Annotated in this window: 18 protein-coding genes; 16 read left to right on the forward strand and 2 right to left on the reverse strand. The window is 62.0% G+C overall.

The window, feature by feature from the left end; translation table 11 throughout:
* The first annotated feature begins 2 nt into the window (after positions 1 to 2).
* Positions 3 to 794, forward strand: a complete 792-nt coding sequence (locus ACIQAL_RS18785; RefSeq protein ID WP_401148163.1) for an ABC transporter permease — start codon at positions 3 to 5, stop codon at positions 792 to 794.
* Positions 784 to 1,650: a substrate-binding periplasmic protein gene (locus ACIQAL_RS18790; protein ID WP_401148166.1), complete on the forward strand. Its 867-nt coding sequence runs from the start codon at positions 784 to 786 to the stop codon at positions 1,648 to 1,650. Before ACIQAL_RS18785 ends, ACIQAL_RS18790 begins: the two co-directional genes overlap by 11 nt.
* A 12-nt stretch (positions 1,651 to 1,662) precedes the next feature.
* Here ACIQAL_RS18790 and msrA read toward each other — a convergent pair whose 3' ends face one another.
* Positions 1,663 to 2,169: a peptide-methionine (S)-S-oxide reductase MsrA gene (gene msrA, locus ACIQAL_RS18795; RefSeq protein ID WP_341957806.1), complete on the reverse strand. Its 507-nt coding sequence runs from the start codon at positions 2,167 to 2,169 to the stop codon at positions 1,663 to 1,665.
* 177 nt (positions 2,170 to 2,346) lie between these two features.
* On the opposite strand from msrA, the gene uvsE reads away from it, so the two are divergent.
* The 13 genes from uvsE to ACIQAL_RS18860 all read left to right on the forward strand — a co-directional run bounded on the left by uvsE (position 2,347) and on the right by ACIQAL_RS18860 (position 17,995).
* Positions 2,347 to 3,378 (forward strand): UV DNA damage repair endonuclease UvsE, encoded by a 1,032-nt coding sequence (gene uvsE / locus ACIQAL_RS18800; protein ID WP_401148169.1) that lies wholly within the window; start codon positions 2,347 to 2,349, stop codon positions 3,376 to 3,378.
* A 323-nt stretch (positions 3,379 to 3,701) separates the two neighbouring features.
* Positions 3,702 to 4,826 carry a GGDEF domain-containing protein gene (locus ACIQAL_RS18805; protein WP_401148172.1) on the forward strand — a complete coding sequence of 375 codons (1,125 nt, stop codon included), beginning with the start codon at positions 3,702 to 3,704 and terminating at the stop codon, positions 4,824 to 4,826.
* 214 nt (positions 4,827 to 5,040) lie between these two features.
* Positions 5,041 to 6,666, forward strand: a complete 1,626-nt coding sequence (locus ACIQAL_RS18810; protein WP_401148175.1) for an NADP-dependent glyceraldehyde-3-phosphate dehydrogenase — start codon at positions 5,041 to 5,043, stop codon at positions 6,664 to 6,666.
* A 102-nt stretch (positions 6,667 to 6,768) separates the two neighbouring features.
* The gene (locus ACIQAL_RS18815; protein ID WP_341957813.1) at positions 6,769 to 7,365 is read left to right on the forward strand and encodes a LemA family protein; all 597 of its coding nucleotides are present in this window, start codon (positions 6,769 to 6,771) and stop codon (positions 7,363 to 7,365) included.
* Between the two features lie 24 nt (positions 7,366 to 7,389).
* Complete coding sequence (locus ACIQAL_RS18820; RefSeq protein ID WP_401148177.1) at positions 7,390 to 9,279, forward strand: M48 family metallopeptidase; 1,890 nt, start codon at positions 7,390 to 7,392, stop codon at positions 9,277 to 9,279.
* A 170-nt stretch (positions 9,280 to 9,449) separates the two neighbouring features.
* Positions 9,450 to 10,076 (forward strand): biliverdin-producing heme oxygenase, encoded by a 627-nt coding sequence (locus ACIQAL_RS18825; protein ID WP_401148179.1) that lies wholly within the window; start codon positions 9,450 to 9,452, stop codon positions 10,074 to 10,076.
* Positions 10,073 to 12,295: an ATP-binding protein gene (locus tag ACIQAL_RS18830; protein ID WP_401148181.1), complete on the forward strand. Its 2,223-nt coding sequence runs from the start codon at positions 10,073 to 10,075 to the stop codon at positions 12,293 to 12,295. The genes ACIQAL_RS18825 and ACIQAL_RS18830 overlap by 4 nt, the downstream gene beginning before the upstream one ends.
* A gap of 378 nt (positions 12,296 to 12,673) precedes the next feature.
* Entirely contained in the window at positions 12,674 to 13,603 is a 930-nt protein-coding gene (pcaQ, locus tag ACIQAL_RS18835) for a pca operon transcription factor PcaQ (RefSeq protein WP_401148183.1), read from the forward strand.
* A gap of 126 nt (positions 13,604 to 13,729) precedes the next feature.
* Positions 13,730 to 14,449, forward strand: a complete 720-nt coding sequence (gene pcaH, locus ACIQAL_RS18840; RefSeq protein ID WP_401148185.1) for a protocatechuate 3,4-dioxygenase subunit beta — start codon at positions 13,730 to 13,732, stop codon at positions 14,447 to 14,449.
* A gap of 10 nt (positions 14,450 to 14,459) precedes the next feature.
* Positions 14,460 to 15,062: a protocatechuate 3,4-dioxygenase subunit alpha gene (gene pcaG, locus ACIQAL_RS18845; protein ID WP_401148188.1), complete on the forward strand. Its 603-nt coding sequence runs from the start codon at positions 14,460 to 14,462 to the stop codon at positions 15,060 to 15,062.
* A 47-nt stretch (positions 15,063 to 15,109) separates the two neighbouring features.
* Positions 15,110 to 16,474, forward strand: coding sequence for a 3-carboxy-cis,cis-muconate cycloisomerase (locus ACIQAL_RS18850; RefSeq protein ID WP_401148191.1), 1,365 nt, complete (start codon positions 15,110 to 15,112; stop codon positions 16,472 to 16,474).
* 16 nt (positions 16,475 to 16,490) lie between these two features.
* Positions 16,491 to 16,886, forward strand: coding sequence for a 4-carboxymuconolactone decarboxylase (gene pcaC, locus ACIQAL_RS18855; RefSeq protein ID WP_166594427.1), 396 nt, complete (start codon positions 16,491 to 16,493; stop codon positions 16,884 to 16,886).
* 221 nt (positions 16,887 to 17,107) lie between these two features.
* Positions 17,108 to 17,995 carry a DMT family transporter gene (locus tag ACIQAL_RS18860; protein WP_341957828.1) on the forward strand — a complete coding sequence of 296 codons (888 nt, stop codon included), beginning with the start codon at positions 17,108 to 17,110 and terminating at the stop codon, positions 17,993 to 17,995.
* Positions 17,996 to 18,063: 68 nt separating this feature from the next.
* Here the strand turns inward: ACIQAL_RS18860 and ACIQAL_RS18865 are convergent, their stop codons facing one another.
* Positions 18,064 to 19,431: an MFS transporter gene (locus tag ACIQAL_RS18865; RefSeq protein ID WP_401148194.1), complete on the reverse strand. Its 1,368-nt coding sequence runs from the start codon at positions 19,429 to 19,431 to the stop codon at positions 18,064 to 18,066.
* Positions 19,432 to 19,725: 294 nt separating this feature from the next.
* Between ACIQAL_RS18865 and quiC the strand changes: the two genes are divergently transcribed.
* On the forward strand, positions 19,726 to 21,633 hold the full coding sequence (gene quiC / locus ACIQAL_RS18870; protein WP_401148195.1) for a 3-dehydroshikimate dehydratase QuiC: 1,908 nt from the start codon (positions 19,726 to 19,728) through the stop codon (positions 21,631 to 21,633).
* Positions 21,634 to 21,692 lie beyond the last annotated feature (59 nt).

Below are 21,692 nucleotides of genomic sequence, written 5' to 3' on the forward strand. Positions count from 1 at the left end.
GCATGAGTGTGTTGTCTCGCTGGTCCCGACACTCACGCCACGCGGTGGACAGTTCCATCGGTATTCTGGCTTTCCTGGCGTTGTGGGAAGCCTTGCCCCGACTGGGCATCGTCAACCCCGGTTACCTGAGCCCGCCGTCGGCCGTGCTGGGCGCCATCGTCGACATGGCGGGTAATGGCGCGTTGCTCAAACACCTTCAGGCCAGTCTGATCCGGTCTCTGGCAGGCCTCGCGTTGGCCATCGTCACGGGCATTTCGCTGGGCCTGCTGATGGGCTGGTTTGCGCGGCTGGAGCGGATTCTCGACCCCTTATTGCAGTTCTTCCGGCAAACCTCGGCGTTGGCGCTGTTTCCTGTGTTCATCCTGTTTCTGGGCATCGGCGAGCTGTCGAAAGTGGCGATCATCTTCTGGGCGTCGTTCTGGCCAATCCTGTTGAGCACCATCAGCGGGGTCAAACAGGTGGACAGCCTGCTGATCAACTCGGCGCTGTCGATGGGGGCCAACCGCCGTTTTCTGTTCCTGAAAATCGTCCTGCCCTCGGCGTCGCCGTCGATCTTTACCGGGGTGCGTTTGGCGGGCGCCTATTGCATCACCGCGCTGGTGGCGGCCGAGATGATCGGCGCCCATTCCGGGCTGGGGTTCCTGACGCTCAATTCGCAGGAGGTGTTCCAGATACCGAGCATGTACGCGGGGATTCTGCTGCTGGCGGTGGTGGGGCTGTTGTTGAACTTCCTGCTGGCGCTGCTGGAGCGTCGCTTCACCCGTTGGCGCCGTGGGTTGAAACATGCGGGCTGACACCGGCGCAGCGTTCACCGGAGGCTGGATTCGCTGGAGTCTGGCCGGGTTGCTCGGCGCGGCAGCGGTCTGTGCTATCTGGCTGCTGCCAATGATCGATGGCGCCGAACAGGGGCCGGGCCCGGTATTGCTGCAGGCGCAGGCACGGCAGATGTTGCGCATCGGTGTGCGCAGCTACCCGCGACCGACTTACAGCAACGATGCGCTCATCGCCGAGCCCGATGAAATGGACAGCGAATTGGCCACCGCATTGGGCCGGTATCTTGGGGTAAAAGTGGTATTGACGGCGATCCCGTCACAGGACGTCGCCGGATTTCTGCGCAGGGGCGAAGTGGATGTCGTCATCGCAGGCAGCCTCGACATTCCGGGGCTGGAGCGGCAGCGGGCGGGGTTGAGCGACGTCCCTTCAGCCTATGAAAAAGGCGCGCTGCTGAGCCTGCGCAACGCGCCGCAAACCTCAATCAAAGGTCAGACCGTGTGCGTAGCCAATGGCAGCCCGTGGATTCACGCGCTGCAGACAAAAGGCGCGCAGGTCCACACCTACGTGTCCGGGATTCGGGCAGCCACAGCGTTCATGGCGGGCGACTGCCAGTTGCTGGCCGACGAACGCACGGTCCTCACCAGCCTCCTGCAAACCCCTGACTGGCGCTTCTACCGCATGCTCCCGCAACGCCTGGAAGCCAGCAGCGACGCACGGGTTTATCTGTCCCGCCCCGACCCGAAAAGCCTGAGTCTGCTCCAGGCCGGACTGCGCGAATGGCAGTCCGACGGCGGGCAGGCGAAGGCTTGGGATGTGCACAGCAATGCGTTTCTGGTCGATAGCATGAAGATCAGCGATGGGTTGGTGTGTCACTGATCCGTACGACCTTTATGCTCGCTTCGGCAACACCCAATCCTTGCGGATGAAATGGCAGGTATAGCCATTCGGGATGCGTTCCAGGTAATCCTGGTGCTCCGGTTCCGCTTCCCAGAAATCCCCGGCCGGGCTGATTTCGGTCACGACTTTGCCAGGCCACAGGTCGGAGGCATCGACGTCTTTCACGGTGTCTTCGGCGATGTGCTTCTGCTCGTCGTTCAGGTAGAAAATCGCCGACCGGTAGCTCAGGCCGATGTCGTTGCCCTGGCGATTGGCCGTGGACGGGTCGTGGATCTGGAAGAAGAATTCGAGGATTTTCCGATAGCTGATCAGCGCCGGGTCGAAAACGATTTCAATGGCTTCAGCGTGGGTGCCGTGGTTGCGGTAGGTGGCGTTCGGCACGTCGCCGCCGGAGTAGCCGACGCGGGTGGACACGACGCCGGGGTAGCGGCGCAGCAGGTCCTGCATGCCCCAGAAGCAACCGCCGGCGAGGAGGGCGGTTTCGGTTTGAGTGGTCATGGTGCAATCCTTCCTGTGTGCGTTGAACGCACAGATGTCAAAGTGTGTCCCAGTGTGCTCGCCTGTCGTCGACCGGTGCAAGGGGGCGAAATAACCCGAACTCCCGGCCCGGTCGCGACGTCTGCTGTGAGAGGCACCCCGTCAAAACCGTCATCAGGACTCTCTTCAGGACTTTTCGTGAATACACCCCGCATCGGCTTCGCCTGCATGTACCGCCACCCGGAGCGCGAACTGTCGCTCAAGGAACTCAAGGCGTTGGAGGGCGGTTACAACCCGCGCACCACGACCTTGCGCTGGATGGACAGCGTCACCGTGCAAGAGGCGCAGGACAAGCTGCTGGACATCGTCGAGCACAACCTGGCCGCACAAGTTCGCCTGTTGGGTTACGTCGCACAGTTGCCGGTGGCGCGGCGGATGTTGAGGCTGAGCAGCGACCTGCTGCCGTTTTACAGCCACCCCAAGGTCGCGGCGTTTTATCAGGCGCCCTCGGTCATGACACGGTTGGCCAGCCTGTTCGCGGCCATTGGCGACACTGCGCGGGCGGCGGACATCCGGCTGTCGTTCCACCCCGGTCAATTCTGCGTGCTGGGGTCGGACCGTCCGGACGTGGTGGAGAACAGCCTTGCGGAGTTCGAATACCACGCCGACATGATCCGCATGATGGGTTACGGCCGCCGTTTTCAGGATTTCAAATGCAACATTCACATCGCCGGGAGACTCGGTGCGGACGGGGTGCGCGCCGTCTGGCCGCGTCTGTCTGAAGTGGCACGCCAGTCCATTACGTTCGAGAACGACGAGAAAACCTACGGCGTCGATGACTGCCTGCAACTGGCGGATCTGGCGCCGGTGGTGCTGGACATTCACCACTGCTGGATTCATGAAAGCCGTTACATCGCCCCCGACGATCCCCGCGTTAGTCGCATCATCGACAGTTGGCGCGGCGTGCGGCCGGCCATGCATTACTCGCAGCCGCCCGAAAGCCTTCAGGCATTGGGCTTCACCGCCGAGCAGAAACTGGAGATGGAGGCATTGCTTCAGGTGGTCAACAAGCGCGACTTGTACCTGCACAGCGACCGCATGTGGAACGACTGGACCAACCGCTACGCCCTGCAATTCTTGGATCGATTCGACATCATGTTCGAAGCCAAGGACAAGAACCTGGCCACCGAAGCGTTCTATCGGCAGTTCATGGACCCCGAACAACCCTGAATTCAAGATTGCGGTTTTGCTGAACCCTGTGGGAGCGAATTCATTCGCGAACGGTTATTTGGGCGACGCATCACCATTGCCTGTCCCGGCTTTCGCGAATGAATTCGCTCCCACAGTGAGAACAGCGCACATTGCGGAAATTGAGGGATGGCGGATCTCCGATGTCATCACCGCCGCCTCTAAATGGCGCGTTGGGACGTTTTTTGGCTTGAACGGTCGGTAAAAGCATGAATTGTCGACGCTTTCGGCGCGTCCGTGTTGTGTGCGGTCATGGCCCGGTGCCACAATCGCGCCTGTGACCGCAGTATGGACAGGCCATTTCGATGTACCTCGTTGAGTTTCAGCATGAGCGCAAAGCCCTGATCGATGCTCAGGTGCGGACGGATCGGTTGCAGCTGCTGTTCAGGCAAACGGTTTTCTCCGTGCTGGGCAGTTTTCTGGCCGCCGTGATGCTGAGTTGGCTGTGCTGGAGCCGGATCGATCACGCGCTGGTGTTTGGCTGGCTGATGCCATTGGGGGCGTCCACCGCGCTGAGGGTAGCGCTGCTGGTCACGTATTTCCGCAGTCCTGTCGTCACGCGCACCCCTGAATGCTGGGAGCTCAAATACTGGCTGACGCTGGTGCTGTCCGCGACGATCTGGGGGTTAGGCGCGCTGGCGTTGATGCGCTCCGATGACCTGCTGATCCAGACCCTGGTGTTGCTGTTTACGGTGGGGATGTCGGTCAGCGCCGTGTCCTGTTATTCGGCGTATCGCTCGATGACCATTGTGTCCATCGGGCTGGTCTTGCTGCCGTGTTCGCTCTGGCTGCTGTTTCAACAGGGCACGATGCAGGTGGGCATGGCCGTGGCGTCGCTGGTGTTCGCGTCTTTCGTGATCACTGCCACCCGCAAACTGTCCGAGGCGATGGAGACGGCGTTTCGCCTGACCCGGGAAATGGAGCACGCTCGCGACATCGCCAATCAGGCGGCGCAAACCGATGAACTGACCGGGATGAAGAACCGTCGGGCGTTTTTCCATCACGCCGAGCAGACGTACGCGCACGGCAAACGCAACCGCCAGCCGATAAGTGCGCTGATGCTGGACATCGACCACTTCAAGCGGATCAACGATTCTTACGGGCATCAGGCCGGGGATCAGGTGTTGCGGCAGATCGGGGCCGTGATCAGCGAGTGCGCCAAAGAGGGCGACATTTGCGGCCGGCTGGGCGGCGAAGAGTTCGCGCTGTTGCTGATCGACACGCCCCTCATCGCCGCCGAGACACGGGCGGAGCAACTGCGCCAAACCATCTCCCGGCTGTGCTGTGATCACGGGGAAATGATCACCGCCAGCATTGGCGTGGCGTCGATGGGGGCGGAAGGGCAGAGCGTTCATGCGTTGCTCAATGACGCGGACAAAGCGCTGTTCCGGGCCAAGGCGCAGGGGCGTAATCAAACCGCAGTGGCTTGAGGGACGGTTTGTCCAGACAAACGCGTGCGTGTCAGACAGACCGCTATTGCTGCCGTCGTAACCTCCGGCGTCTCCCACGGGGTTCGTTGTTCGGCCATGAGATCGCAACCCTTTCTGTCACACCCCCGTGACATTCCCCCTGACTCTTTTCATTCTCTTCAAGCTGTGGCGTAGTGTCTGGCGCACATTGGCCGACTGGAAGAGGTAAAGAGCGATGACCCTGCAAAACCAACTGGACAACCTGTACCCGCGTGCCGAGGACATCCCCGAGTCGTTCCGCGCAGGTCCTGTCATCGAGCAGCGGGATTACCTGGTCAACGGCGCGTTGCATCAGTGGCAGGGGCCGTTGGCGCCGGTGCTCAGTCCGGTTTCGCTGAAGACCGACACAGGCCTCGAAGACGTGATCCTGGGCAGCACGCCGCTGATGGATGCCGACACCGCGATGACCGCCCTTGATGCGGCCGTCAAAGCCTATGACCGAGGTCAGGGTGCCTGGCCAACCATGCGCGTCGTGGACCGTATTAACCACGTCGAAACCTTCCTCAAGAAAATGCGCGAACAGCGCGAGGCCGTCGTGACCCTGCTGATGTGGGAGATCGGCAAGAACCTCAAGGACTCGCAGAAAGAGTTCGACCGCACCTGCGATTACATCGTCGACACCATCAACGCCCTCAAGGAACTGGACCGCCGCTCCAGCCGGTTCGAGCTTGAACAGGACACCCTCGGCCAGATTCGTCGCGTGCCGCTGGGCGTGACCCTTTGCATGGGGCCCTACAACTACCCGCTGAACGAAACCTTCACCACGCTGATTCCGGCGCTGATCATGGGCAACACCGTGGTCTTCAAACCGGCCAAGTTCGGCGTGCTGCTGATCCGTCCGTTGCTCGAAGCCTTCCGCGACAGCTTCCCCGCCGGCGTGATCAATGTCATCTACGGCAGCGGTCGCGAGACCGTCAGTGCGCTGATGGCCAGCGGCAAGATCGACGTCTTCGCCTTCATCGGCACCAACAAGGCCGCCAGCGCCCTGAAAAAACTGCACCCCAAGCCGCACCGCCTGCGCGCGGCACTGGGCCTCGACGCAAAGAACCCGGGCATCGTGCTGCCCGACGTCAACCTCGACAACGCTGTGACCGAAGCCATCACCGGCTCGCTGTCGTTCAATGGCCAACGCTGCACCGCGCTGAAAATCCTGTTCGTGCACGAGAACGTGGTGGGCAGTTTCCTGGAGAAATTCGAGGAAAAACTCGCCCAGCTGAAACCGGGCATGCCATGGGAGCCGGGGGTTTCCCTGACGCCGCTGCCGGAGCCGGGCAAGACCGATTACCTGCAAGGGCTGGTGGATGACGCCGTGAGCAAAGGCGCCAAGGTGGTCAACGAAGGCGGCGCCACGACCCATCGACAGTTCTTCTACCCGGCGGTGCTGTACCCGGTGACACCGGACATGCGCGTCTACCATGAAGAACAGTTCGGGCCGGTGGTGCCGGTGGTGGCGTACCGCGATCTGGAAACCGTCATTGAGTACGTGCTGGACTCGGATTTCGGCCAGCAGTTGAGCATCTTCGGCAACGACTCCAAGCAGGTTGGGCGACTGGTCGATGCGTTCGCCAATCAGGTAGGCCGCATCAACATCAACGCCCAATGCCAGCGCGGGCCGGACAGCTTCCCGTTCAACGGCCGCAAGAACTCGGCCGAAGGCACGCTTTCGGTGGACGACGCTCTGCGCGTGTTCTCGATCCGCACACTGGTCGCGACCAAGTTCCAGGAGAACAACAAAGCGCTGATCAGCGACATCATCCACAATCGCGAGTCGAGCTTCCTGACCACCGATTACATTTTTTGATCGCCCGGTTTATCACAGGGTTTCCTGATGTGTCTCGCAGCGACTTGGGCTAAGATTCCGCAGCCCACGTCGCTGTAGTCATTGCACCTCAAGGAAGTCAGCATGAGCGTCTCCGCTATCGTTTTTCTGGTTGTCGTCGTTGGTTCGGTGGTCTACGTCATCGGCGTCTACAACCGACTTGTCCTGTTGCGTAACCGCTTCAAGAATGCCTTTGCCCAGATCGAAGTGCAGCTCAAGCGCCGTCACGACCTGATCCCCAATCTGGTAGAAACCGCCAAAGCCTACCTCGCCCATGAACGCGACACCCTGGAGTCGGTGATCAGTGCGCGCAATCAGGCGGTGGCCGGTCTCAAGGCGGCATCCGGTCAGCCCGGAGATGAACAACGCATGGCGCAACTGGGGAGTGCCGAAGGGGCGTTGACCAGCGCCATGGGTCGTCTGAACGTGACCATGGAGGCCTACCCGGACCTCAAGGCTTCGCAGAACATGCAGCAGCTCAGCGAAGAGCTGACCAGCACCGAAAACAAGGTGGCGTTTGCCCGTCAGGCGTATAACGACGCGGTGATGGAATACAACACCTACAAACAGTCCTTCCCGCCGGTGTTTTTCGCCGCCAACTTCGGTCACAAGGCCGATGCCGGTGTGCTGGAGTTCGCCGACACCGCGCAGATTCAGGCCGTGCCCAAGGTGGCGTTTTAATCGACCCACCGCAGGGACCGCGTGATGAACTTCTTCGAGCAGCAAGACCGCGCCCGCCGCAACACCGGGCGGCTGGTGCTGTTGATGACGCTGGCGGTCACCGGTCTGGTGGCTTTGACCAGCCTGGCCGTGAGCGTCGGCCTGCAATTCATGGCCGACAGCGGCAGCAAACACCGAACCTTGCACGTGGCCTGGAACCTGGTGCCCGCGATTGCGCTGGTGACGGTGCTGGTGATCCTCTTGGCGTCGTTGTACAAAAGCCGCCAGCTCCAGGGCGGCGGCAAGGCGATTGCCGAGCGCCTGGGCGGGCGGCTGATCAACCTGACGCAGCACAACGACGACGAGCGCAAGGTGCTCAATGTGGTCGAGGAAATGGCCATTGCCTCGGGCAGTCCTGTGCCGCCGGTCTATCTGATCGACGACACCAGCATCAACGCCTTCGCGGCCGGATTGACCCCGCAAGACGCCGTGATCGGCATCACCCGGGGTGCCATTTGCCTGCTGTCACGGGAAGAACTGCAAGGGGTGATCGCCCACGAATTCAGCCACATTCACAACGGCGACATGCGCCTGAACACCCGGCTGGTCTCCGTCCTGCACGGGATTCTGGTGATCGGGCTGATCGGCGAGTTCGGCATGCGCAGCGCGAAAGACGGCGAAAAAGCCGCGCTGCCTTTGTTTTTCGTCGGGGCGACGCTGTGGGTGTTGGGCTATACCGGTACATTTTTCGGCAATTGGATCAAGGCTGCGGTCAGCCGGGAGCGGGAGTTTCTCGCCGATGCCTCCGCCGTGCAGTTCACCCGGGACCCGGCCACCATCGGCGGTGCGCTGAAAAAGATCGGCGGGTATGGGCAAGGCTCGAACTTGCAGGCGAGTCACGCACCGGAGTTCAGCCATCTGTATTTCGCGGCGGGGGTGGCGGCCTATGTAGAGGGGTTCATGGCCACGCACCCGCCGCTGAAGAAACGCATTCGACGCATCGAGCCGCAGTGGGACGGCGTGTTTCCCGAGGTGGTGTGGCCGACTGCTTACACGCACTTTCCTGCGACGCCGCCTGTGCGCGTACCGACCGAATACAACGGGTTGAACCTGACCCTTGCCGGGATCGAAGAGTCGTTGGCGTCGATTGGCGATCCGAAACCGGTGCACCGGGCCTTGGCTCAAGGGGCGTTAGCCCGACTGGACGGGCTGCTCTACGACGCCGCGCACCACGAGATCGGGGCGCAAGCGCTGGTATACGGCCTGTTGCTGTCGTCCGACGCCGCGATGAGGGAGCAGCAATTGCAGCTTCTGAAACCCCGGATCGAGGCGCGACTGGAGGATCGTTTGCAGCGTCTGGTCACGCCGTTGCAACGACTGGATCAAGACCTGCGCCTGCCGCTGATTGACCTCGCGATCCCGGCGCTCAAACAGATGAATACGCAGGCCATCGTCAGGTTCACGGACAGCATGACGCTATTGATCAAGGCGGATCAGCGGATCGAAATGTGGGAATGGACGCTGCTGCGGATCGTCGAGCGCAGCTTGAATCCACCGCGTCAACGCCAGGCGAAATACGATCTTGTGCAGTTGGGCGATGATATTGCCGTTCTGCTGAGCGCGTTGGCCAGGGCAGGCCATGACAACCCGGATCAGGCGCAGGCGGCGTTCGTGCATGCCCGCGCCAGTTTGCCAGTGCCTCTCGCCGGTCTGGAAATGGCCGCACCGGCAGGCCTGAAATCCCTGGCCACGTCCGTCAGCCGCCTGAACCTTTTGTGGCCGTTGCAAAAGCCGCAACTGCTCAAGGCCATGGCCCGCTGCGTCGAACATGACGGACGGGTGACTGCCGCCGAAGCCGAATTGATGCGCGCCGTCGCCGACATCCTCGATTGCCCATTGCCGCCGATTGCCGGGCCTGCTCTGACGCACCCCTAAGGCTGTGGTAAACGCCGGAGGGGCTTGAGATTGCCGTTGCATAAGGCAGGCCCTTGAGACGCATGTTTACACCCAGGCATGGTGTCCATTACCGTGCGAGACAGTTATTTGGCAGAACATTGCGGATGTCTGCCTACGCCCCACTTTTTCATTGCTGACTGGACACCCCCTTGGTTGAAGCTACCCCCGAGTCGATTGCCCTTTCTACCTCATCGTTGCCGCCCGCCAGCGTGTTGCAACAGTTGCGCGCGGCCACGGCGGTGCAGCACAAGACGCTGGAGGCACGACTGCCGCTGACGAGCCCCGACCTCGATCGCTCCACCTATGCGCGCATTATCAAGGCCTATTACGGCTTCCATGTGCCGCTGCAGCACAGCATCGAGCGTTTTCTGGATGCCGCCCCTGACCCCGCACGGCACAAAATCCCCGCGCTGATCAAAGACCTTCACGCCTTGGGCCTCACCCGCGAGCAGGTCGACGGTTTGCCCCTCTGCACTGAATTACCCGTCATCGACAGCGAAGCGCGCTTGTTGGGCGTGATGTACGTGATGGAAGGCGCGACGCTGGGCGGCCAGGTGCTGCGTCGGATCATCGCTGACCGGCTGGGCATCGACGCCGACACCGGTGGTGAATTTCTCGACGTCTACGGCCGTGAGACCGGGCGTTTGTGGAAAGCGTTTCTGGCCCGGTTGGCGGAGTTCGACGACCCTGAGCAAACACCGCGTCTGGTGGACGCCGCATGCGAGACCTTTACCCGTTTCGAACACTGGCTGGATCACGCAGGGGTGTTGAAATGACGTCCACTTCCGAGCAAACCCTGGATTCGTTGCTGAAAAACTGTGCTGACGAACCCATTCGCATCCCCGGCGCCATTCAGCCTCACGGCGTGCTGCTGACCCTCGACGAAGCCTCGTGGACCGTCCAGCAGGCCAGCGCCAATGCTTCGTTGTTGCTCGGCGGCGCCGACGATCTGCGTGCGGGCCAGCCGCTCTCGACCTGGCTGGGTGTGGACCAGGCCGACGCCTTGCGCGAGGCCGTGGTCATCGGCTCGCTGGACGACATCAATCCGTTGCGCCTGCACTGCGGTGGACAGTGGACAGACGGCCTGATTCATCGGCATGACGGCCTGTTGTTCCTCGAACTGGAACCCGTCAATGAGCAGGCGGCGCTGCCGCCGCTGGACCATCACCTGAGTCGGACTCTGCGCCGACTGCAATCGGCGAAAACCCTCGCTGAGCTGTACGACATCAGCGTCAACGAGATACGGACGCTGACCGGCTACGACCGGGTGCTGATCTACCGTTTCCAGGAACAGGGGCACGGTCAGGTCATCGCCGAGTCGGCCACCCCTGAGGTCGACGCGTATCAAGGCCTGTTCTTTCCGGCCAGTGACATCCCCGAGCAAGCCCGCGAGCTCTACCGCCTCAATTGGCTGCGGATCATTCCCGATGCCGCCTACGTGCCCGTGCCGATGGTGCCCGTGCTCCGGCCGGACACGGGACAGCCGCTGGACATGAGTTACGCGGTGCTGCGCAGCGTTTCGCCGATCCACTGCCAGTACATGCAGAACATGGGCGTGCGCTCGTCGATGAGCATCTCGTTGTTGAAGGATGAGCGTTTGTGGGGATTGATCAGCTGCGGCAACCGCGAGCCGCTGCAAGTGCCCCATGCGTTGCGCGCCGCGTGCCAGACCATCGGCCAGGTGCTGTCGATGCAAATCAGCGCGCTGGAAGAGGTGCAGGCACAGCGTCAACGCCAGGCCAAGGACAGCCTGCTTGCCTCGTTGGCCCAGGCGATGGCCATGGCAGACGGCGACGTGTACCAAGGCCTGATCGAGCATCCGGACGAGCTGTTGACGCTGGCCGATGCCACCGGGGCAGCGGTCATCATCGAGCAGGACGTTCACCTGTTCGGCCAGTGCCCGACCCGCGAGCAGGTGCAGGCGTTGCTGGGTTGGGTGCGAGAGCAATCCTCACCGGTGTTGGAAACCTCCAGCCTGCGCGCAGTGTTTCCCGACGCTGTGGACTATCAGCGGGTCGCCAGTGGTGTGTTGGCCTTCACGTTGCCCAAACCCGTGGACAACGGCGTGCTGTGGTTCCGCCCGGAAATCAGGGACAGCGTGCACTGGAGCGGCAACCCGGACGCGTCCAAGGTGCTGGTGGGCAATCGGTTGCAGCCCCGTGAATCGTTTGAAGTGTGGAAACAGCAGGTGGAAGGCACGTCGCGCCTGTGGAGCGTTGGCGATCTGTACGCCGTGACCGATTTGCGTCGCTCGGCGCTGGAGTCGGATCTGTCGCGGCAAGTGCTGCGGGAGAAAGACGCCGTACGAGCGCGAGATGAGCTGGTGGCGGTGGTCTCCCACGATCTGCGCAGCCCGCTGACGGTGATCGTCATGCAGTGCGGGATGATGCAGCGGCTGATCGCGGCGGACGTCAGCCCTGCGTCGAAACGGCTGAATTCCGCCATCGACACCCTGCAACGGGCGACGGCGCGCATGACCAACTTGCTGGAAGATTTGCTCGATACGTCGAAGATCGAGGCCGGGCGGTACTCCATCGACCCGCAGCCGCTGGAATTGAGCCAGTTTTTCGAAGACGCGTGGTCACTGCTGCTGCCGCTGGCGTTGAACAAATTCATCGACCTGACCTTTACCGGTGAGCCGAACCTGAAGATCATGGCCGACCCTGAGCGGATGTTTCAGGTGTTGTCGAACCTGGTGGGCAACGCGATCAAGTTCACGCCGAAAGAGGGCCGGATCAGTGTCACCGCGACCGTCGAAGGGGATTTTGTCGCGATCACCATCGTCGACTCCGGACCCGGCATTGCGCCGGAGCAACTGCCCCATGTGTTTGAGCGCTACTGGCGCATCCGCGAAGGCAACCCGAGCGGGACGGGGTTGGGGCTGTACATCTCGCAAGGGATCGTCAAAGCCCATGGCGGCGAACTGACCGCCAGCAGCGAGCAGGGTGTGGGCAGCACGTTTCGGCTTACCGTGCCGTTGGTGGCCAGCGCTTGAGATGAGTGCCGGTCTTGCGGGCGCTGTCGCTGCCGTCGTCCCTCCGGCGTCTCCCACGGATTGGGGTTAGCCTTGGCATGTTTGAACGGTGCCGCACCTGTGGGAAAGGGCCTGTGAAACTCCGCCATCTTCCACGGGATTGGGGTTTGCCTTGGGATGTGTGCACGGTGCCGAACCTGTGGGGAAGGGCCTGTGAACCTCCGCCATCTTCCACGGGATTGGGCTTGACCATGAAATGTGTGGACGGCACCCGACCTGTGGGAGCCGCCGGAGGGACGACGGCCGGGATGGCGGTGGGTCGGGCTGCCACAGGGCTGAAGGCTTCGTCATCGGGGCGAATCGCGTGACGCCCAACTGTTTTAGAAGGTTTTTCCCACTGTGAACATCGACACCCGCATCAAATTCCGCCATCTGCTGTGTTTCCTTGAGGTCGCGAGGCAGGGCAGTCTGGCGAAGGCGGCGGACAAGCTGGCGATCAGTCAGCCGGCGCTGTCGAAGACCCTCAAGGAGCTGGAAAGCCTGCTGTCGGCGACGCTGTTCGTGCGCAACAAGCGCGGCGCGGCGTTGACCGAAGCGGGGGTGGCCTTCATGCGCTACGCCGGGCCCAGCGTTCAGGCGTTGCGCGAAGGGGTGAACAGCCTGCGGTCGGGCATTCATGAGCCGGTGACGGTGCGTTTGGGGGTGCTGTCGACAGTTGAAAGCCTGCTGGTGCCGGAAGTGATCTGTCGTCTGCACGCCCAGCACCCGTCACTGGTGGTCAGCGTCGCCACGGGCCCTAGCGCTTACCTGCTGTCTCAGCTGCGGCTGGGCGAGCTGGACCTGGTGATCGGGCGCATGACCGACAGCCCACAAATTCTCGGCCTGAGCTTTGAGCACCTCTACAGCGAATCCATGACCCTGGTGGTGCGGGCGGGCCATCCGCTTCTCGCCGAGGGCGACCTTCGCGCCACACTGGAAGACTTTCCGCTGGTGTTGCCGCTGGCGGGGACCACCATTCGCCAGTTCGCCGACAGCCTGTTCGTGCAACACGGCATTCAGCCCCCTCGGCAGCGTCTGGAAACCCTGTCCCTGACCCTCAGTCGTCGTTATGTGGCATCCAGTGACGCGGTATGGATCGCACCCTTCGACGCGGTTCGTCAGGATTTGCACAGCGGCGAATTGGTGGAACTGGAGCTCGGCATGCGCGAACCGGGCGGCTCGGTGGGGCTGTGCAGTAACCCGGCGCTGCCTCTGACGCTGGCGGCGCAGTGGTGTGTAGACGTGCTGCGGGAGGTGGGGCACGCGTACCGCGAGGGCGATTATCCATAACCAGACGGTTATGGATGCCGGCGGTTTTTTCAATGTTGTCGAGGACGTCGCTGCGGGACACTGCGCCGGTGCCTGCGGGTCATCCGGCAGGCGCGAACCTCCCATAACGACAACAAGGAGACTGGCATGTCCGACCTGCACGACAGCCGTTTCGCCACCCGCGACCGTCATTGGCACCCCAAGGCACTGACCCCCGATTACAAGACATCGATTCTGCGCTCGCCGCGTCAGGCACTGGTGAGCATTCCCCAGTCGATGTCGGAAACCAGTGGCCCCGATTTCACACGTTTGCAATTCGGGCGTCATGACGCGGATCTGCTGCTCAACTTCAACCACGGCGGCCTGCCCATCGGTGAGCGCATCATCGTTGCCGGTCGGGTCATCGATCAGTACGGCCAGCCCGTGCCGCACACGCTGGTGGAAATGTGGCAAGCCAATGCCGGTGGTCGTTATCGGCACAAAAAAGACGCCTATCTGGCGCCGCTGGACCCCAATTTCGGCGGCGTGGGTCGTTGCTTCACCGACCGCGACGGCCATTACTGCTTCCGCACCGTCAAGCCCGGCCCGTACCCTTGGCGCAATGGCCCCAACGACTGGCGTCCCGCGCACATTCATGTCTCCGTCAGCGGCCCGTCGATAGCCACCCGGCTGATCACACAGCTGTATTTCGAAGGCGATCCGTTGATTCCCCTGTGCCCCATTGTCAAAGCCATCGCTAACCCGGAGGCGGTGCAAGGCCTCATCGCCAGGCTCGACATGAGCATGGCCAATCCGATGGATTGTCTGGCGTACCGCTTCGACATCGTGCTGCGCGGCCAGCGCAAGACCCACTTCGAAAACGTCTGAGGAGGCTGACATGCCCGTTCATATTCTGCCGGAAACCCCTTCACAGACCGCTGGCCCCTACGTTCACATCGGCCTGGCGCTGGCCGCCGCGGGCAACCCGCCTCGGGAGCAGGAAGTCTGGAACGAGATGGCCAGGCCGGGCGCCCCCGGCGAGCACATCCTGCTGCTGGGCCACGTCTACGACGGCAACGGTCACCTGATTCGCGATTCGTTTCTGGAACTGTGGCAAGCCAACGCCGACGGCGTGTACGAGACGGATTTCGACCTGAACAAGCCCTTCAACAGCTTTGGCCGCACGGCGACCAGCGACGAAGGCGAGTGGCTGGCCAGAACCGTTAAACCGGGCGTCGTACGCAACGCGGCGGGGCTGCCCATGGCACCCCATGTGAACCTGTCGCTGTTCGCTCGTGGTATCAATATTCACCTGCACACGCGGCTGTATTTCGATGACGAAGCGGCCAGCAACACGCTGGACCCGGTGCTCAACCTGATTGAGCAACCGGTTCGTCGTCAGACATTGATTGCGAAACGCTGCACCGTGGACGGCAAAGTCGCCTATCGTTTCGACATCCGTGTGCAGGGCGAAGATGAGACTGTGTTCTTCGATTTCTGACCGCGTGACCGCATGAACTGTATGGACGAGCCGTCAGGAGCAGTACGTTGAACAGATCCGGCAATCAGCTTTTCGACCGTTATTTCACTCAACACACCATGCGCGAGGTCTTTTCCGATCAGGGCCGCGTGCAAGGCATGCTCGATTTCGAAGCCGCGCTGGCCAAAGCCGAGGCCACGGTCGGCGCGATCCCGACCGACGTCGTGGCCGATATCGTCGCGGCGTGTGATGCATCGCTGTACGACTTCGATGCGCTGGCCGTTGCCATCGGCGACGCGGGCAACTCCGCTATTCCGTTGGTGAAAGCGCTGGGCAAGCAAGTTGCCACGCGCAACCCCACCGCCGAGCGTTACGTGCACATGGGCGCCACCAGTCAGGACGCGATGGACAGTGGGCTGGTGCTGCAACTGCGCAGCGCGATCGGTCTGTTGGAGCAGGCGTTGGCCAACCTCGCGGAAGCGTTGGCGCAACAGGCCCAGCGGCATGCCAACGTCCCGATGGCGGGGCGCACCTGGCTGCAACAGGCGACTCCGGTCACCCTTGGCGCGAAAATCGCCGGATGGCTGGGGGCGGTGACTCGCCATCGTCAGCGTCTCAAAGAGCTGAAACCGCGGGTGCTGTGCGTGCAATTCGGGGGCGCGTCGGGGAGTCTGGCGGCGCTGGGCGACATGGCCTTTCCCATCGCCGAAGCCTTGGCCAGGGAACTGAAACTGAACCTGCCCGATCAGCCGTGGCACACCCAGCGCGACCGGTTGGTGGAGTTCGCCAGCCTGTTGGGACTGATGGCGGGCAGCCTGGGCAAGATCGGGCGGGACGTGAGCCTTCTGATGCAGACCGAAACCGGTGAGGTGTTCGAACCGGCAGCGGCGGGCAAGGGTGGTTCATCCACCATGCCCCACAAACGCAACCCGGTAGGGGCTGCGGTGATGATCGCCGCCGCCACCCGTGCGCCGGGGTTGGTGGCCACGTTGCTCAGTGCCATGCCACAGGAGCATGAGCGCAGCCTGGGTTTGTGGCACGCCGAATGGGAAACACTGCCGGAGCTTTGCTGCCTCGTGTCCGGGTCGTTGCAACAGGCGCTGGCGGTCATTCCCGGCCTTGAGGTGGATGCCGAGCGGATGGCCCACAACCTGGCGCTGACCCAAGGGCTGGTGTTGGCGGAAGCGGTGAGCATTGCGCTGGCCGGACGCGTGGGGCGAGACAGGGCCCATCACCTGATCGAGCAATGCTGTCGCCGGGCGGTGGACCAGGGTCAACCGTTGCGCGTCATAATGGGCGCCGATCCGGCGGTCAGCGAACAGCTGTCGCCGCAGGCGCTGGATAATCTGCTCGACCCCACCCGTTACCTGGGGCAGTCGCGGCGCTGGGTCAAGCGCGCGGTGGCCGATCACCAGGCTTTCAATCTTCGTTGAATCGACAGGATCGCAAATGGACGAGAAACACCGTTACGAAGCCGGCATGAGCGTACGCCGTGAAGTCTTGGGCGACGCCCACGTCGACCGCAGTCTGGAGAAACTCACGCCGTTCAACGGCGAGTTTCAGGAAATGATCACCCGCCATGCCTGGGGCGACATCTGGACCCGCCCCGGCTTGCCACGCCATACCCGCAGCCTGATCACCATCGCCATGCTGATCGGCATGAACCGCGAGGGCGAACTGCGCCTGCATCTGCGTGCCGCAAAAAACAATGGCGTGACCCGCGACGAGATCAAGGAAGTGTTGATGCAAAGCGCTATCTATTGCGGCATACCGGCAGCCAACGCGAGTTTTCATCTGGCAGAAGCCGTGTGGGACGAACTGGGGGTTGAGTCGTTGCAGGAGTGAGCGTTGCGAGCGGTGCGAGCGGGGTAAATGGGGGCGCTCGCTTGCGCACCCTGTGCTGCTTACAGCGTCCGACGTGCGACGCCGGGCGCGACAAAAACGACGTCATCCTTGAGGTTTCTTTGGTTATCTGACGACAGCTTCTATATTCTCTGCGTGTCTAGCTCCAGACTCGCAGCGATGGTCGGTCGACTACCCGCTTCCGCAAGGCCAAAGGAAACCTGATGAGCACCACCCGTACGCCGCTCTCCGGCGTCAACCAGCCACTCAAGGGCATCGCACTGATTGTCCTGGCGACCTTCCTGTTTTCCAGTCACGACACCCTGTCCAAATACCTCTCCGGCATTTACCCGATCATGATGGTGGTCTGGGTGCGTTATGTCGTGCACACCGCGTTGATGGCCTGCATTTTCATGCCGTCCGCAGGGCTGCGCGTATTACGGACCAAGCGGCCGGGGCTTCAAGCGCTGCGGGCGGCATGCCTGTTGGGCACGAGTCTGTTATTCACCAGCGGACTGATGTTCATCCCGATTGCCGAAGCCACGGCCGTGAACTTCCTGGCGCCCTTGCTGGTGACGGCCTTGTCGGTGCCGCTGCTCAAGGAACAGGTGTCGCGAGGTCAGTGGATAGCCGTGCTGGTCGGGTTTGGCGGGGTGATGGTGATCGTTCATCCGGGCGGCGAACTGTTCACCCCCGCCGTACTGCTGCCGCTGGGCTCCGCGTTGTGTTTTGCGTGTTATCAATTGCTCACCCGGCTGGTTGCCGCCCATGACAGCCCGACCACGAGCAATTTCTTTGCGGGGCTGTTCAATAGCCTGCTGATGAGCGCCATCGTGCCGTTTTTCTGGCAATCGCCGCAGTGGATACACATTCCATTCATGCTGGCGCTGGGGACCTGCGGGATGGTCGCGCATTTGCTGCTGACCCAGGCTTTCCGGTTCGCGGCACCCGCGTTGCTGGCGCCGTTCGGCTACTGCCAGATCGTGTTCGCGGGGCTGTGGGGGTATCTGGTGTTCAACCACGCGCCGTCGCTGACGGCGCAAGCGGGGATTGCGATTATCTGTTTGAGCGGCCTGGCGGCTGCCTGGCAGCAGCGCAGGACAGGCGGGTAGGGCGCTTACCACGGCGCGATGCGGGGGGCGGTTCAGAGTGCCGCTTGACCCATCCGCATCGCTGACCATCAGGCAGCGCTTGCTTTCACGTCACGCGGCGCCATGAAGAACATCCACACCAGCGCCAGAAAATACATCGCCGGAATCAACGTAAACACCACGTTGTAATTGTTATGGGTCGCCGTCAGCACGGCCCCGACGATCTGGGTCATGAACATCCCGCCGATCGACGCGCACATCCCGCCAAACCCGAACACCGTGCTCACCATGTGCGGGGGTGTGTAATCCATGACCAGGGTCCAGATGTTCGCTGTCCATGCCTGATGCGCCCCCACGGCCAAGGCGATCGCCGCCACCGCGATCCACAGCCCGCTCGCGTTGGCCGCAAACACCACGCAAATGATCGTCAGCGCGAAGATCAGCATCGACACCAGACGCGCCGTCATCGGACGCACGCCCCGGCCAATCAGCCACGACGACAGCACACCACCGCCGATGCTGCCAAAATCCGCCGTCAGCCAGATCAGCATCAATGGCAGACCCATTTCCGTCACGCTGATGCCCAGGTGGTATTGCTGGTTCAGAAACGGCGGCAGCCAATACAGGTAGAACCAGAACACCGGCGCGGTCATCGCGTACGCCAGTGCGAATGCCCAGGTGCCACGCATTTTCAGGATCGTCGAGAGCGGGACTTTCTCCGTCACCACCTCGGGCTCGTGACCCTGATGGATGTAGGCCCGCTCGCTTTCACGAACAGTGGGGTGGTCTTCGGGATTGAAGTATTTCAAGCGCCAGGTGATCACCCAGGTCAGGCCCAGGACGCTCATGCACATGAACACCGCCTGCCAGCCCCAGACCGACAGAATCAGCGGCAGCAGGGCCGGGGTGATCATCGCGCCAACGTTGGTGCCTGCGTTGAAAATGCCCGTTGCGACGGCCCGCTCTCCCGCCGGGAACCAGAGCCGTGTGGTTTTGACGCAGGCCGGGTAGTTGGCCGCTTCGGTCAGCCCGAGAATGAACCGGCAGACCATGAAGCCCGCCGCCGATGTCGCCAGGCCGTGCGCGCCGGTGGCAAAACTCCAGAGCAGCACGGCGAGGAAAAATGCCCGTTTCACACCGACGCGGTCGATGAACCGGCCTTGCAACAGGAAACCGATGGCGTAGCCCACCTGAAACCAGAAATTGATGTTGGCGTAATCCATGGCCGTCCAACGCATTTGCACGGCCAGAATGGGCTGCATGACGCCCAGCGCGGCGCGGTCGATGTAGTTGAGGGTGGTGGCGAGGAACACCAGCGCAAGCATGCCCCAGCGGGTTTTGCCGACGGCGAGCGCGCCTCGGACTTTGTCGCCGATCCCGGCATGAGGGGTCACGTGAGTGTCCGGGGAGCTGGCTGCGACCGGCGCAGACGAAGCGGGGTAGGAGCGCATGAGCATTTAACCTGTCTTGGAATTGTTATGGTTTTGTCGGCGATGGCGGCGTCAATGCGGCGCAGCAAGGGGTTCACACGTAGGCAGAGGCAGCCTTTGTCCGACAATGTGCAAACGATGGTGGAGATCATGGGCAGGAGCGTCAATTGAGGTAAACCGCTTTTGGGCGATTATCGAACACAAAACTAACCAGTACGTACATTTAAATTGCACTGACAGGACGGGCGAAGAATAATCGGTCTGACACCGAAGCATCAGCCAGGCGCTGTCTCTTGGGTGCGTTCATTCTGGAGTCAGTTTATGCAGCGTTCGATTGCCACCGTTTCCCTGAGCGGGACCCTCCCCGAAAAGCTGGAAGCCATTGCCGCCGCCGGGTTCGACGGCGTGGAAATCTTTGAAAATGACCTGCTGTACTACGACGGCAGCCCGCGCACCGTGCGGCAGATGTGCGCGGATCTGGGCATCGCGATCACTTTGTTTCAGCCGTTTCGCGACTTCGAAGGCTGCCGACGCGACCGCTTGCAACGCAACGTGGACCGGGCCGAACGCAAGTTCGATCTGATGCAAGCGCTGGGCACTGACCTGGTGTTGGTGTGCAGTAACACCGCGAGCGATTCCCTCGGAGACGAAAACCTCCTGCTGGACGACTTGGCGCTATTGGCCGAACGGGCCGGTGCGCGGCAGTTGCGCGTGGGCTACGAGGGACTTGCCTGGGGCCGGCATATCAACACTTGGCAGCAGGTGTGGAACCTGGTGCGTCAGGTCAATCACCCGGCCCTGGGGGTGTTGCTGGACAGCTTTCACACGCTGTCGTTGAAGGGCGATCCAGGCGCCATTGCTGATATCCCCGTTGACAAGATTTTCTTCGTGCAAATGGCCGACGCGCCTTTGCTGGCCATGGACGTACTGGAGTGGAGTCGGCATTTTCGCTGCTTTCCTGGCCAGGGTGAGTTTGACCTGCCGGGTTTTCTCGCCCCGATCCTGCGCAGCGGTTACACCGGGCCATTGTCGCTGGAAATCTTCAATGATGGTTTTCGTGCTGCGCCCCCTCGGGCCAATGCGGCGGACGGCCTGCGTTCGTTGCTTTACCTGGAAGAAAAAACCCGCGAGCGGCTGGCCGAGGAGGCGCGGCCTGTTTCGCCCGGGTTGTTGTTCAACCCGCCGAAAGCCAGTGCGTACGACGGCGTTGAATTTCTTGAATTTGCGGTCGATGAGGCGCACGGCGCCCGTTTGGGCAGTTGGTTGCAGGGCCTCGGCTTCGCCCAATTGGGTCAGCACCGCTCGAAGGCTGTCCGCCTGTTGGGGCAGGGCGATATCAAGATCGTGCTCAATGCCGAACCTTATTCGTTCGCCCACAGTTTTTTCGAATCCCACGGCCCGTCGCTGTGCGCCACGGCGTTGCGCGTTGAAAATGGCAGCGCGGCGCTAGAGCGCGCCCGTCAGTTCAAGGGGCAGCCGTACCGTGGACTGGTCGGACCGAACGAGCGAGAGATTCCCGCCGTGCGCGCGCCGGATGGCAGCCTGATTTATCTGGTAGAGCCAGCCCCGCCCGGCCAGTCGATCTACGACAGTGATTTCAACATTCACTCGGACGCCCCCGTTACCGGTGGTCTGCAACGCATCGACCACATGGCCATGGCGCTCCCGGCGGACAGCCTCGACACGTGGGTACTGTTCTACAAGAGCCTGCTGGATTTCGAGGCCGACGACGAAGTGGTGCTCCCGGACCCCTACGGTCTGGTGAAAAGCCGTGCGTTGCGCAGCCGTTGCAGCACCGTGCGCCTGCCGCTGAACATCTCCGAGAACCGTAATACGGCGATTTCACATGCCCTGTCGAATTATCGCGGCTCCGGTGTGCACCACATCGCCTTCGCCTGCGAGGACATTTTCACGCAGGTGGCGCGGGCGAAAGAAGCCGGTGTGCAATTGCTGGACATTCCCCTCAATTATTACGACGACCTGGCGGCCCGCTTCGATTTCGACGACGAATTTCTGAGTGAATTGGCCTATTACAACGTGCTGTATGACCGCGATGCCAAGGGCGGTGAGCTGTTTCATGTGTACACCGAGGCGTTCGACGATCGATTTTTCTTCGAATTACTGCAACGCAAAAATGGCTACGCCGGTTATGGCGCAGCCAACGTGGCGGTGCGTCTGGCAGCCATGGCCGCTTCACGAAAAGGCACGCCACGGCAAGCGAGGTTGTGACAGACGACGCGCATGCTGGCATATGCCGCTTCCGTAACGCGGCGCTGCGGCTCATAATC

Origin of the sequence: Pseudomonas sp. NPDC088368 (assembly GCF_044753445.1) — a bacterium.
Lineage (GTDB): Bacteria > Pseudomonadota > Gammaproteobacteria > Pseudomonadales > Pseudomonadaceae > Aquipseudomonas > Aquipseudomonas bambusae.

Bases quoted from the DNA above. Each gene is read 5' to 3' on its own strand.
- ACIQAL_RS18830 (WP_401148181.1), top strand. From the start codon at position 10,073: ATGACGTCCACTTCCGAGCAAACCCTGGATTCGTTGCTGAAAAACTGT.
- ACIQAL_RS18815 (WP_341957813.1), top strand. From the start codon at position 6,769: ATGAGCGTCTCCGCTATCGTTTTTCTGGTTGTCGTCGTTGGTTCGGTG.
- pcaG (WP_401148188.1), top strand. From the start codon at position 14,460: ATGCCCGTTCATATTCTGCCGGAAACCCCTTCACAGACCGCTGGCCCC.
- ACIQAL_RS18805 (WP_401148172.1), top strand. From the start codon at position 3,702: ATGTACCTCGTTGAGTTTCAGCATGAGCGCAAAGCCCTGATCGATGCT.
- ACIQAL_RS18790 (WP_401148166.1), top strand. From the start codon at position 784: ATGCGGGCTGACACCGGCGCAGCGTTCACCGGAGGCTGGATTCGCTGG.
- ACIQAL_RS18865 (WP_401148194.1), bottom strand. From the start codon at position 19,431: ATGCTCATGCGCTCCTACCCCGCTTCGTCTGCGCCGGTCGCAGCCAGC.
- ACIQAL_RS18860 (WP_341957828.1), top strand. From the start codon at position 17,108: ATGAGCACCACCCGTACGCCGCTCTCCGGCGTCAACCAGCCACTCAAG.
- ACIQAL_RS18785 (WP_401148163.1), top strand. From the start codon at position 3: ATGAGTGTGTTGTCTCGCTGGTCCCGACACTCACGCCACGCGGTGGAC.
- quiC (WP_401148195.1), top strand. From the start codon at position 19,726: ATGCAGCGTTCGATTGCCACCGTTTCCCTGAGCGGGACCCTCCCCGAA.
- ACIQAL_RS18820 (WP_401148177.1), top strand. From the start codon at position 7,390: ATGAACTTCTTCGAGCAGCAAGACCGCGCCCGCCGCAACACCGGGCGG.
- pcaC (WP_166594427.1), top strand. From the start codon at position 16,491: ATGGACGAGAAACACCGTTACGAAGCCGGCATGAGCGTACGCCGTGAA.
- msrA (WP_341957806.1), bottom strand. From the start codon at position 2,169: ATGACCACTCAAACCGAAACCGCCCTCCTCGCCGGCGGTTGCTTCTGG.
- ACIQAL_RS18810 (WP_401148175.1), top strand. From the start codon at position 5,041: ATGACCCTGCAAAACCAACTGGACAACCTGTACCCGCGTGCCGAGGAC.
- pcaH (WP_401148185.1), top strand. From the start codon at position 13,730: ATGTCCGACCTGCACGACAGCCGTTTCGCCACCCGCGACCGTCATTGG.